The sequence below is a fragment of the Geofilum rhodophaeum genome (assembly GCF_002210225.1).
In the GTDB taxonomy this organism is placed as follows: Bacteria; Bacteroidota; Bacteroidia; order Bacteroidales; family Marinilabiliaceae; genus Geofilum; species Geofilum rhodophaeum.
Window position 1 is genome coordinate 245300 of sequence record NZ_MWUJ01000005.1, and the last position, 12711, is coordinate 258010.

The following is a 12711-nucleotide window of genomic DNA, read 5'->3' on the forward strand; positions in this document are numbered from 1 at the left end:
TTGATAGCGCTAAATTACAAAACTTCCCGTGCTAATCAAAGCGTGAGCCGACCACTTCAATGTCGCGCCAGTCCTTTTTGTTGCAGCAGTTGCTCCAGGGGGCGGGGAACGGGCAAAGCCGCAATATTGTTGAACGGCACCCATTGGATGCTTTTGTTGCTGAGCGCCTGGGTTTGTTGGCGAGTCAGCCTGAGCTTGTAGAAATAGATGTGAAGATTTTGGTGGGTAAGCAGATGGCGGGTGTGCCAAACCAGTTGAGGTGCGACTTTTGTGTCGGTTAATTTGGTTAAGGTTTTGAGCCAGGCGTTTTTGCTGTCGGCGGGCCGCTGTTCAATCAGGGGCAGTTGATACAGGCCCTGCCAAATGTCGCCTGCCTGCCTTTGCTCAAAAGCAACACAGTTCTCGTCCTCTACCCACAGAAAATGAAAGCTGCGTTCGCGACGTTGCAGACTTTTGCTTTTTACAGGAAAGGCATCCTGAATGCTTAAACTGTAGGCCCGACATTCATCGATGAGGGGGCAGTTGGTGCATTGGGGTTGGCGAGGGGTGCAAATGCCCGCCCCTACATCCATAAGGGCCTGGTTGAAGTCGCCCGAAGGACCATCACTTAACAGCTGGTTGCCCAGGTCTTGAAAGTACTTGCGACCTGCGCTGCTGTCGATGGGCAGAGAGGAGGCAAAGTAACGGGACAGCACCCGGTAGGCGTTGCCATCGATGGCTGCAATCGGGTGCCCAAAGGCTATGGAGGCAATGGCTGCTGCAGTATAAGGACCAATGCCCTTGATTTGTCGCAACGCTTCGGGGGTTTTAGGCAGTGCACCTCCGTATTGATTGCACAGTTGCCGGGCCGCTGCATGCATGTTTCGAGCGCGGGAATAATAGCCCAGTCCCTGCCAGTGCTTCAGTACATCCTGTTCCGCTGCGTTGGCCAGGCTCCCCACATCGGGGAAGCGATGAATGAAGCGTTGGTAGTAGGGCAGACCCTGCTCTACCCGCGTTTGTTGCAGGATGACCTCTGAGACCCAGATTTTGTAGGGGTCGTTTTGTCGGCGCCAGGGCAGGTCGCGTTGGTGCCCTTGGTACCACCTTAGAAGCTTGGTAGTGAAAGCAGTCATTTTTCAAAAATTATCCAAAATTACAGCTTTTCGTTTTTTTTTGAGTGCAAAAGGATATATATTTGCAGTCTGAATTTTGGAAAATAGCGTCTAAATAACTGATAATTAAATAATTTTAAAAGCAATGACAAAGGCTGATATTGTAAACGAGATTTCGAAAAATACTGGAATTGAGAAGGTTACAGTTCAGAAAACTGTTGAGGCCTTCATGGAAACCGTGAAAGGCAACCTGGTGAGAGGTAAGAACGTTTATCTCAGAGGGTTCGGTAGTTTTGTAATCAAGCGCAGAGCTGAGAAAACTGCCCGTAATATCTCAAGAAATACCACCATCATCATTCCTGAGCACTTTATTCCATCTTTTAAGCCCTCTAAGAGCTTTGTAACAAAGGTGAAGAACACTGTTAAGTAATCGTATAACTTTAAAAAATTTGCACTATGCCAAGTGGAAAAAAGAGAAAGCGGCATAAGATGGCCACGCATAAGCGGAAAAAAAGACTTCGTAAAAACAGACATAAGAAGAAGAAATAGTCTGTTGTAAAAACAGAAAGAACAAACAGAAAACGTGTCTGTTTGTTCTTTTGTTTTCATATTTTACGTTCTTTGAAATCAGAGTTTTAATCAAATTTATTGTAGTGAGTGCAGAACTATTTGTTGATGTTACTCCTAATGAACTTACTATTGCGTTGCTCGAGAACAAGCGATTGGCCGAGCTGAGAAAAGAGCAAAGTGATGTTCAATTTGCTGTTGGCGACATTTACCTGGGTAAGGTTAAGAAGATTATGCCCGGATTGAATGCTGCTTTTGTAGATGTGGGTTATGAAAAGGATGCTTTTTTGCATTACCTTGATCTGGGACCTCAGATTCGTACCCTGCAGAAATACGTAAGCATGGCCTCTGCAAAAAAAGGAGTAATTGCTTTGCATAAGCTCAAACCGGAAAACGACATCAATAAAAACGGGACCATTTCGGAGGTTTTATCTGCAGGCCAGGAAGTACTGGTGCAGGTAGCCAAAGAACCCATTTCAACCAAGGGGCCACGGTTGACTTCAGAAATTTCCATTGCCGGACGAAACCTAATTTTGATTCCCTTCTCCGACAGGGTTTCGGTGAGTCAGAAAATTGCCCAGGCCGAGGAGCGCAGCCGTCTCAAACGTTTGCTCCTCAGCATTAAGCCCAAGAATTACGGCGTAATTGTCCGTACCGTTGCAGAAGGCAAACGTGTTGCCGAACTGGATAAAGAATTGCGCACCCTGGTAAAGCGTTGGGAGGAAGCTGCTCCCAGAATTAAGGAAACCAAGGCGCCCGGGCTGGTTATGGGAGAGATTGGCAGAACAACTGCTTTTTTGAGAGATCTTTTTAATCCTTCTTTCCAAAGTATTTATGTAAACAATCAAAGTGTTTATAAGGAGATGAAGGACTATGTTGAACTGATTGCCCCTGGAAGGGAAAGAATTGTGCGCTACCACGATGGTGCGTTACCCATCTTTGATCAGTTTGGGATCGAAAAGCAGATTAAGGCCTCTTTTGGAAAGACTGTTTCGTTTCGAAGTGGTGCCTACCTGATTATTGAGCATACGGAGGCCTTGCATGTCATTGATGTTAACAGTGGCAATCGTTCCAAGTCCGCCTCCAGTCAGGAAGGCAATGCCCTGGATGTGAATTTGGCTGCCGCTGATGAAATTGCCCGTCAGTTGCGCCTGCGCGATATGGGCGGAATCATAGTTGTTGACTTTATTGATATGCAGGATCCTGAACATCGTCAAAAGGTCTTTGACCGAATGCGCGAGGCGATGGACTCAGACCGAACCAAACACAATATTTTACCTTTGAGTAAGTTTGGTCTGATGCAAATTACCCGTCAACGTGTGCGTCCCGAAATGCATATTGACACAGCAGAAACCTGTCCCTCTTGTTTGGGATCCGGAGTGGTGGCCCCCTCCATTCTGCTGACCGATAAAATTGAGCAAGCAATCCGGTTTGCCGTGCAAAAGCATAAGAATAAGAAAATGACCTTGTGGGTTCACCCCTACCTCTATGCCTACCTTAAGAAGGGATTTCCTTCAACAGTGCTCCAATGGCGCTGGCGTTTTGGTTTTGGGCTAAGGGTGTTGCCCTCCGATTCTTTATCATTTTTGGAGTTTAAAATTACCGATGATAAAAACCACAAGATCGACCTCGTTTGAGGTCGATCTTTTTTTTTGAATTGAGGGGACTGTTCGTGCTTAAAAACTCATTTCGCAAGCCACGCCAGTTTTGCCCTGGCTATGAACGAGGTCGATGCGTACCCTGTTTTCGCCCTCCATAAAGTAAATGTGCGCCTGGTCATCTTCCTTGAACTCTCTGCTGTATTGTATGTTAAGGGTTTTTATATCGCGGTTGGCCCATTGGGTTTGATGCAGAGCATCCAGGATCCATTCCAGGTAACGGGTGTTGTTTACATGGCGGTTTACATCCAGATCGGAGAAGCGGGCCGATCGTACTTCCAGAGCTTGCTGGCTGTAATTGGCCTTCAGTTGCATAGGTGGAAGTTCTGGCACAGCATGCCTGTCGGCCGAAAAGGGAACATTGTGGAGCAATTCCTGGGGGCGGACCAGGCGCTTGTTGGCAGCGTTTACCATCAGCCATTTTGAGGTGAGCTGTGCCTCTGATTTTTGGTCCTGCACCAGTTGGGCATCCCGGCATGTGAGGAGGCCCTCGATGTGTCGGGGCCAGGTGAGCATATCAAAATGCTGGTCAAAGGCCGGGAGGGTGCCGACTTCTACAAAGAGAGCCGACAGCACCCAGTAGATGTTTTTTTGCGCGAGGTCTTTAAAGCCTATGTCCAAGAGGTTGGCGTGTTCGTGGGCCGACTGCTGATAGTAGCGCAAGAGGGCAGGTAAGCTCAATTGGCCCGCCGGATTCATGTCGTAAGAGGCGGCTTTGCAGGATAGGGAGTGGTCGTTGGGATACATAAGGTTGCTTTTATAAAAACATTTGGCACCAGGCATCGAAGCGTTTCAGCTGTTCGTGGCCGTGCCTTTCGAGTCCGGATCGGATCTTATGCAGCGGTTTTTCGTGCAGCAGATCTTTGCCCTTTGAATAAAATTTATCGGCAAACGCGATAATGCTTTCTTCTATGTTTGTGGGGAGCAGGTCCTTGTGTGGCAAGGGCAGGCCCTGAGCAATGATCTCTTTTTGGGACAGCCCGGCTCCGGTGTGGTTTTCAGCCATTCCTGCCAGGTGAGCCAATTGGTTTTGGCGCAAGAGTTCGCCCCCGATTATGCCGTGCTGAAGGTAGGGGGCCGGGCCGTGGCAATCGATGTCGGGTGCCTGAGTAAATACAATGCCGATGTCGTGCACCAGGGCGCCTTGTTCGAGCAACAAAGCATCTGCTTTCAATTCCGGATGCTTTTGGGCAATAAACAGCGCCTTGTCGGCCACCAGTCGGCTGTGGGTCAGCAATATGTTGCGGACCTTTCGGTGTGCCGGATAGTGGAGGTCGATGAGTTGGCTGATGCTTGACATGCTGCAAAGATACACAGACTTGTTTAATGTGCTCAGGGTTTTTTAAAAACTTGAATCAGGGGTGCTTCCAGAATGTGGGGATGTATGATGCCTAATTGTTTGAGCAGTAAAGGGCTAAGGTGTCGGTGTTCAAAGGGTTGGAGCCAGGCCCCGGGGGCCACCTGCCAACCGGAGACCAGCAGGGGGAGGGGACTGCTGCCGTTGTTGCCGTAGGGTCTTGTTCCCTGTGCCGTGGGGCGCGCGTGCCAGCCCTGCTGTAGGCGCAGCAGGAGATCGCCGCTGCGACTCGGGTAGAGGTTGTTGTTCCAGCTGCTGTCTGTGGTCTGACCAAAAAGCAAGTGGTGCAGGGGCCAGGCCCGGTCGATACCCGCCACTTCCATTAAAAAACCCGCTGTTTCTTCTTGCAGGGCCTGGAGACTCAGTCCTTTTTGGCGAATGAGTTCGCGGTTGAGATACACACTGTTGTCGTGCATGTCCAGCACCCATTTGCCCTGGCCGTGTTTGGCCATTAAAAAGAGGTTGAGCAGAGCACTCGTTTTTGAAAAATCCACCATGCCGGTAGTTTGTCCGATGCGTCCCGATGTCCCCATGTCCGCAGCCGGTGTTCGCGCAGCGGTCAATACCACCAGGTAGTTGTTTCGTCCCACTTGACGGTCTGCAAACTCCAGCAGTGCAGCGAGCACTTGATCGAGGTGGAGCAAGGTTGCTTTCTTTTCTTCTGAAAGCAAGTCGTATTCACTTTCCAGGGCGCCTGTGCTGAAGCCCAGGGAGAGCACATCCGGCTGGGGGTCGCGCCCTAGTGTCCCTTCAGCTAACAGGGCCACCGCCGCATCGCGGGTGAGTTCGTTGGCATATCCGGGCGAAAGCGCTCTGCGGGGCTGTCGCTTATTGTTGAAGCGCTGCAGCCAGAGACTGTCCGGAGGGTTTTCGGCATAGTCTCGGAAATAGCCGGATTTGGTGTCCCAAAACACCAGGTGATCGGGTGCATAGCCGGCCGTATGCAGCATCCAGGAGTGGGCGGCCGATACTACTGCAGAACGGGATTGGGGGCCGTAAAATGCCTTGAGGTAGTCCGTAATGCTGCGGGCCTGATTGTGGTAGCGCAGTTGGTGGTAATTTTCGGGTCGGCCACCGGCAGCATCTACAAAGCGACCGCTTTTCTGATCGTACCATCGCTCCCCCACGATGCCGTGTACGGCGGGGGGACAGCCCGTGTACAGACTGGTCAGTCGTGTTCCCGGATAAGCGGAATGGTCGGCAGAGTAGGCCGACATGAAACGCAGTCCCTCCCGGGCCAGGCGTTTGAAACCCTTTTCTCCCAGATGGGGCTGCATCAGCAGCAACTGCTCGTCACTGAGTTCATCCACCACCAGGTAAAGTAAAAGTCGCGGAGTCTCCGGGCTTTGCGCCGGAAGCAGAGAAAGAGGAGCGCACAGCAGCAAAAGCAATAGGAGCAAAAGGCGCATAGGACTGGACTTTAACGGCGGTCGGGGTAGACTTCCAAAGCTTTTTCGAGGATGTCGATGGCCCGTGCCAGATCCTGGATGTTCAGCACGTAGGCGATGCGTACCTCCTGCTTGCCTTTGCCCGGAGTAATGTAGAAGCCGCTGGCCGGAGCCATCATCACCGTCTCTCCTTCGTGGTCGAAATCGCTCAAAATCCATTGGCAGAATTTGTCGGTGTCGTCCACCGGCAATTTGGCCACGGTGTAAAAGGCGCCTTTGGGCATGGGCGTGCGTACACCGGGAATGCGGTTCAGGCGATCTACCAAAAAGTTTCTGCGTGCATTGTATTCGGCATTCACCTCCTTAAAATAGCTGTCGGGGGTTTCCAGAGAAGCTTCGGCAGCTATTTGTCCCAAAGAGGGGGGACTCAGGCGTGCCTGGGCAAATTTTAGGGCGGTTTCGATGATGCGGTGGTTGCGGGTGACCAGCATGCCGATGCGCAGACCGCATTCGCTGTAGCGCTTCGATACCGAATCGATCATTACCGCGTGCTCTTCCAGTCCCTCGAGTTCCATTACCGAAACATGCTCGGCCTGATCGTAGCAAAACTCCCGGTACACCTCGTCGCTCAGCAGGTAAAGATTGTGCTTAATAACCAGTTCTTTCAACTGCTCCAGCTCCTCACGGGTGTACAAATAGCCGGTAGGGTTGTTGGGGTTGCAAATGAAGATGGCCTTGGTGCGGGGGGTAATCAGCTTTTCAATTTCGGAAAAGGCCGGCAGGGCAAAATCGCTGTCGAGATCGGAGGTCAGCGGAATAACCCTTACGCCGGTGGACGAGGCAAAGCCGTAGTAGTTGGCGTAGAAAGGCTCGGGCACAATCACCTCGTCGCCCATGTCCAGGCAACTCAGAAAGGCCAGACTAATGGCCTCGGAGCCGCCGGTGGTCACCATCAGCTGCGAAATGTCGATGTGGATGCCGATGTTGTGGTAGTATTTTACCAGCTTTTTACGGTAAGATTCGATGCCTGCAGAGTGGCTGTATTCCACCACATTCAAGTCGAGCCGGTGCATGGCTTCGATGGCCACCTTGGGCGTTTTAATATCGGGTTGACCAATGTTCAGGTGGTAGACCTTCACCCCTTTATTTTTTGCCTCCTCGGCAAAGGGCACCAGTCGCCGTATGGGCGATGAGGGCATTTGGGTGCCGCGATCAGATATATTTGGCATAAAAGCGCTCCTTCTCAAGTTTATTCAGCACAAAACTAAGTAATTTTTCAATGCGTTGCGGGACTCCTTTGGTTTATCCGCCGCCTTGTAGCAGGTAATTTACTGATAAGTAATGGGATGGTGAAATGAAGAAACATGATTTTTGTCAGAGAATCCTTTTCCGGGTGTTTTTTCTTTCGCCCGATTGCGGGCGAAAGCCTGCCCATAACTTCCTTATTTTTTCTATTTTTGCACTTTAATATTCGAAAAAAACGGAGCTGAACCGCATAAATATTTGTCATGGAGATAGCAAGCAAGTACGATCCCTCACAAACTGAGGGGAAGTGGTATTCTTACTGGATGGAACAGGGTTTGTTTCAATCATCGCCCGATGAGCGTGAACCCTACACGGTGGTGATTCCGCCGCCCAACGTTACCGGCGTGTTGCACATGGGGCACATGCTCAACAATACCATTCAGGACATCTTGGTGCGCCGTGCGCGCATGCTGGGAAAGAATGCTTGCTGGGTACCGGGCACCGACCACGCTTCCATTGCCACCGAAGCCAAGGTGGTGAATAAGTTGCGCGAGGAGGGCATTGTCAAGACTTCGCTTACGCGCGACGACTTTTTGAAGCACGCCTGGGCATGGACCGATAAGCACGGCGGCATCATTTTGGAGCAGTTGAAAAAGCTGGGTGCCTCCTGCGACTGGGACCGCACCTGTTTCACCATGGACGAAGTCCGCAGCCAGGGCGTTATCAAAGCCTTTGTGGAACTCTACAACAAGGGTTTGATCTACCGTGGAGTGCGCATGGTCAACTGGGATCCCAAGGCGCTGACCGCCGTATCCGACGAGGAAGTCGTTTATAAGGAGGTGGATTCTAAACTCTATTACCTCAATTATGAGGTGGAGGGGGAGCCCGGTGCTTATGTGACCATAGCCACCACCCGTCCCGAAACCATTTTGGGCGACACCGCTGTTTGTGTGAATCCTGAGGACGAGCGTTTCCGGCATCTGGCCGGAAAGCGCGTGCTGGTGCCCCTCCTGGGACGAGCCATTCCCATTATTCAGGACAGTTATGTAGATATGGAGTTTGGTACCGGCTGTCTTAAAATTACGCCTGCCCACGACATCAACGACTACGAAATTGGAATGCGCCACAATTTGGAAAGCATCGATATCTTGAACGACGACGGCACCCTGAGCGAGGCCGCCGGCCTGTTTGTGGGGCAGGACCGTTTTGCCGTGCGCAAGGACATAGAAAAAGCTTTGGCTGAGTCAGGCAACCTGCTGAAAGTAGAGCCCTACAAAAACAAGGTGGGCTTTTCGGAGCGGACCGATGCCGTAATTGAGCCCAAGCTCAGCACCCAGTGGTTCCTGCGTATGGGCGACCTGGCCAAGCCGGCCCTGGATGCCGTGATGAGCGATGAGGTACAATTTCATCCGCCTAAGTTTAAAAACTTGTACCGGCACTGGATGGAGAATGTGAAGGACTGGTGCATTTCGCGGCAGTTGTGGTGGGGACACCGCATACCTGTCTGGTACCTGAACGACGGCAGTTTTGTGGTGGCCGAAACCGAGGCCGAAGCCCTGGAGGCAGCCCGCCTCCAGAGCGGCAACGCCGCCCTGGGGCTGGATGCACTGCGTCAGGACGAAGACGTACTCGATACCTGGGCCTCTTCCTGGCTCTGGCCCATCACCGTCTTCGACGGTTTTAATCCCGATAAGAAGGAAATAGACTATTATTATCCCACCAGCGACCTGGTGACCGGGCACGACATCATTTTCTTTTGGGTGGCCCGTATGATTATGGCCGGTTACGCCTTTAAAGGCACCTTCCCCTTTAAAAACGTGTACTTTACCGGCATGGTGCGCGACAAGCAGGGCCGTAAGATGTCCAAATCCCTGGGCAACAGTCCCGACCCCCTTGACCTGATAGCCACCTACGGTGCCGACGGGGTACGTGTGGGTATGCTGCTTTGCTCACCGGCCGGGGGCGATTTGCGCTTCGATGAGAGTCTGCCTGAGCAGGGCCGCAACTTCTCCAACAAAATATGGAACGCCTTCCGCCTGGTTAAGGGTTGGGATGTGAGTGAAAGCGCCGAACAGCCCGAGAGTGCCCGTCTGGCCATCGAATGGTTTGGCGAACGCCTGCAGCAGGAAATGGCCGTAATCAGCGATCATTTTTCGAAGTACCGCGTTTCCGATGCCCTGATGTCGGTGTACACTCTGTTTTGGGACGAGTTCTCGAACTGGTTCCTCGAAATGATTAAGCCGGCCTACCAGCAACCCATCGATGCCCGTACCCATGCGGCAGCCGTTGCTTATTTCGACGACATGATGCACCTTCTGCATCCCTTCATGCCCTTCATCAGCGAAGAAATATGGCAGCAACTGAGTCCCCGTAAAAGCGGAGAAAGCATCATGGTGAGTCAGATGCCCGCCCAGCGCGCCTTTGACAGCGAATTGCTGCAAAGCTTCGATTTGGTAAAAGAAGCCATACAGCACGTTCGCACCCTGCGCAAAAATCGCAATGTGCCCATGCGCGAGGCCCTCGAACTGAAGGTGCTTACCGGCGAAGACGGTTACGTAGCCCGCTACAACCCCGTGCTCACCAAGTTGGTAAATCTGGAGTCGGTAACCGTGGTCAAGGAAAAGGAAGCCGGAGCCGAAAGCTTTATGGTAAAATCGACCGAATTTTTTGTACCCCTGGCCGCCACAGTGAATGTGGAGGAAGAACTCGAAAAATTACAGGCCGAACTCAAGTACACCGAAGGCTTTTTAAACACGGTTATGAAAAAGCTGGGCAACGAGCGTTTTGTAGCCGGGGCGCCCGAACAGGTGGTGGCCAATGAGCAACAGAAAAAGGCCGATGCCGAAGCCAAAATTGCCGTACTGAAAGAACGCATCGCCGGCTTGCAGTAAGGCGCAGCGTTCTGCTGAAGTTTATAAAAGAAGCGGGACCGTCCTCAAAGGGCGGTCCCGCTTGTTGTAATGTCCTTTTGGAATGAAATACTGGTACCCTTTTGGGTTGAAATAAACACAACTGGCCTTATTTAATCGTTTCTATAAATTGTTTAGCTGTCATTGTTGGCAATTTTGAATTTTTAAAATCCTTTAGGTTTCTGGTAATAATTAATTCTTGGTCGTCTTCAATTGCTGTAAAGTATTGAAGTCCATCCTCAAAATCTGAAAAAGTCTCGTCATTTAAAGCCAATCCAATAATCTTATCATCTAATGGTAAGACTTTAAGAATCAACCTAAGCTTCCTTAATACCAATTTTGCTTTATTTGAATCCATTTGTCTCAACAATGCATAACTTGTATTGGCAATAGTCAAAGATGAAACTGATAATTCGACCTGCTTTTTATCTGCAAGAGAAAATAATTCTGCTGCTTCTTCAAAAAAGGGTTCTCTCCGTGATAATAAATCAATCACAATATTTGTATCAACGAATAGTTTTTTCATTTATACTTTTCGTCTAAATAATCACGATATTCTTTTTTGTAATCAAAGTTAGCAGGCAAATCAATCACACCGCTCAAGCTCTCAACAAGAGGAGTAATTGAAATCTTTTTCTCTTTTTCTTTTTGTTTAGTAATGCTGTCAAGATAAGATTCAATCATCTTAGAAAGACTAATCTTATGACTGCGTGCATAATTTTTAGCTCTTTCGATAACAGTATCATTTAGCCTCAATGTCAATTTTGTTTCCATAATCTATTACATTGAATTACGTACAAATATAATAAATCAATACGTCATTTGCAAGATTTTCTTTCTCCTGGCTTGTTGCCAACGAGCACATGTATGAAATTGTTGGGGGCTTGCGAGCGTCGTTATTGTCTGCCGTTAATAAATTTGCTACGGGGAGTGGAGTTGCCTATACACACAAAAACCCCCAATATTTTATACATTGTTGAACTAAATCCCTACGGGATAGCTCCTTTCAAAAATAACACAAATCTTTCTAGCCGCAAGCCGTTATAACTGTATTATTCACTTTAAAACAATACTGTTATGAGAAAGAAAACAAGCGTTTGTTGGGCATGAACAAAAAGGCTATTGCCTTGCCTTCATTAAAGCAGGACACCAAGTTACCGATTGTCCTGACTTTGAGCGGATGGTCATCCACATTCGCCAGAGCAAATACAAGAAAGACCGAATAGTTCCCTTGTCCCCTACTATGGCCATTGGACTCGAGAAGTATCTCAGAGCCGAGAACCCGCATGTTTGGCTGTTCAATGGCAAAGAGCCTGACGGTCGCTACAGCGTTAAAGGATTATCCTGGGTAATGCGGGAGAACCTTAAAAAGACCTCTATTGCCAAAAGTGTCAATCTCCATTCCTTACGGCATTCCGGAGTTTATTCCGCAAGGGGGAACAACGCCATTGTCCCAAGTGCCAGGGAACCAAACAGTCCCTTTGGGTTGAGAAGCTGATGAAATCAACACTTGCGGTGAAACACTACCACATCATTTTCACGGCACCTCATGAGCTCAACCAGATTTATCTGTGGGACAGAAGGCTTTATTGCAACATCTTGTTCCGTGCTGCCAGCCGTACGCTGCACAGCTTCGGTTATACACATTACGGTTGTGAAACCGGAGCCGTTGCGGTGTTGCACACTTGGGGGCAGAACCTTTCTCTGCATCCGCATTTACACTGCATTGTCCCGGCAGCCGGTTATTCCTTGTCGGGGAAATGGCGCCATATCGGCAAATATGATAATTATCTGTATCCGGTGCACCAGTTGAGTGCTGCCTTTAAAGGCAAATTTCTGGACAGCATAAAAAGGGAGCTGCGAAAACTTTCTGCAATGGATGGCTTTAAAGTCTGCTTAGAGAAGGCCCATCAAAAAAAGTGGGTGGTCTATTACGAGCCCTCTATGGCAGGTGCCGAGCATGTTATCAGGTATCTGGGGCAATACACCCATCGCATTGCCATCAGCAACCAGCGGATCTTGAACGTTGATCCAACACACGTAACTTTCGTAGCTAAAGACTACCGGGACCGGGCACAAAAGAAACCGGTATCACTGACCGGCGAAGAGTTTCTGCGTAGATTCTCTTTGCATGTAATGCCCGATGGTTATGTGCGTATTCGTCGATTCGGCATTTATCATCACTCTACAAAGCTTCATCTGGATTTACAATTTGTGCCCGATGAAAAGTCCGACATTGAGCAGATGGCAGCTGACCAAAACGATGAAACGGCCTCAGAGCGCATTTTAAGGTTGACTGGATTTGATCTAACCAAATGTCCGCATTGCAAAGAGGGTCGTCTGATTGCCATTAGGACCTTGCCCAGGATACGGTCACCCGCAGCAAATCTGCCATCTATGCTTTTTGCGAAGTTGCAGTAACCGCCAAAACACCCCCTTAAAAAACTTCATTGACATGAGGTTCGGCATCGTATTGCCTTAACGGTAGGTTTT

The 12711-nt window shown here is 49.7% G+C and carries 11 protein-coding genes and 1 pseudogene; 5 read left to right on the forward strand and 7 right to left on the reverse strand.

From position 1 onward, the window contains the following. Window positions 1–56: 56 nt before the first annotated feature. A complete protein-coding gene (mutY, locus tag B4W65_RS07285) occupies window positions 57–1115 on the reverse strand; it encodes an A/G-specific adenine glycosylase (protein WP_088654472.1) in 1059 nt (352 codons plus the stop codon). Between the two features lie 124 nt (window positions 1116–1239). Between mutY and B4W65_RS07290 the strand changes: the two genes are divergently transcribed. Further along, window positions 1240–1524, forward strand: coding sequence for an HU family DNA-binding protein (locus tag B4W65_RS07290; protein WP_088654473.1), 285 nt, complete (start codon window positions 1240–1242; stop codon window positions 1522–1524). 223 nt (window positions 1525–1747) lie between these two features. Continuing rightward, on the forward strand, window positions 1748–3298 hold the full coding sequence (locus tag B4W65_RS07295) for an Rne/Rng family ribonuclease (RefSeq protein ID WP_088654497.1): 1551 nt from the start codon (window positions 1748–1750) through the stop codon (window positions 3296–3298). 39 nt (window positions 3299–3337) lie between these two features. Here the strand turns inward: B4W65_RS07295 and B4W65_RS07300 are convergent, their stop codons facing one another. From B4W65_RS07300 to B4W65_RS07315, 4 genes are read right to left on the reverse strand one after another with little or no spacing between them, the layout of a single operon-like run. After that, window positions 3338–4066 carry an acyl-[acyl-carrier-protein] thioesterase gene (locus B4W65_RS07300; protein WP_158522798.1) on the reverse strand — a complete coding sequence of 243 codons (729 nt, stop codon included), beginning with the start codon at window positions 4064–4066 and terminating at the stop codon, window positions 3338–3340. Between the two features lie 10 nt (window positions 4067–4076). Further along, entirely contained in the window at window positions 4077–4619 is a 543-nt protein-coding gene (locus tag B4W65_RS07305; RefSeq protein ID WP_088654475.1) for an HD domain-containing protein, read from the reverse strand. 32 nt (window positions 4620–4651) lie between these two features. Then, the gene (locus B4W65_RS07310; RefSeq protein WP_088654476.1) at window positions 4652–6085 is read right to left on the reverse strand and encodes an alkaline phosphatase family protein; all 1434 of its coding nucleotides are present in this window, start codon (window positions 6083–6085) and stop codon (window positions 4652–4654) included. A gap of 11 nt (window positions 6086–6096) precedes the next feature. After that, a complete protein-coding gene (locus tag B4W65_RS07315; protein ID WP_088654477.1) occupies window positions 6097–7293 on the reverse strand; it encodes a pyridoxal phosphate-dependent aminotransferase in 1197 nt (398 codons plus the stop codon). Window positions 7294–7572: 279 nt separating this feature from the next. Between B4W65_RS07315 and B4W65_RS07320 the strand changes: the two genes are divergently transcribed. Then, window positions 7573–10200 carry a valine--tRNA ligase gene (locus B4W65_RS07320; protein WP_088654478.1) on the forward strand — a complete coding sequence of 876 codons (2628 nt, stop codon included), beginning with the start codon at window positions 7573–7575 and terminating at the stop codon, window positions 10198–10200. Between the two features lie 127 nt (window positions 10201–10327). Here the strand turns inward: B4W65_RS07320 and B4W65_RS07325 are convergent, their stop codons facing one another. Together B4W65_RS07325 and B4W65_RS07330 are read right to left on the reverse strand one after the other, a co-directional pair. Continuing rightward, window positions 10328–10744, reverse strand: coding sequence for a type II toxin-antitoxin system VapC family toxin (locus tag B4W65_RS07325; protein ID WP_088654479.1), 417 nt, complete (start codon window positions 10742–10744; stop codon window positions 10328–10330). Continuing rightward, the gene (locus B4W65_RS07330; RefSeq protein WP_088654480.1) at window positions 10741–10992 is read right to left on the reverse strand and encodes a DUF6364 family protein; all 252 of its coding nucleotides are present in this window, start codon (window positions 10990–10992) and stop codon (window positions 10741–10743) included. The genes B4W65_RS07325 and B4W65_RS07330 overlap by 4 nt, the downstream gene beginning before the upstream one ends. Window positions 10993–11353: 361 nt before the next feature. Between B4W65_RS07330 and B4W65_RS07335 the strand changes: the two genes are divergently transcribed. Next, entirely contained in the window at window positions 11354–11716 is a 363-nt protein-coding gene (locus B4W65_RS07335) for a tyrosine-type recombinase/integrase (RefSeq protein WP_262487805.1), read from the forward strand. Continuing rightward, a pseudogene (locus B4W65_RS07340) lies at window positions 11656–12639 on the forward strand (IS91 family transposase); the annotation flags it as partial. The gene B4W65_RS07335 and the pseudogene B4W65_RS07340, both read left to right, overlap by 61 nt. Window positions 12640–12711 lie beyond the last annotated feature (72 nt).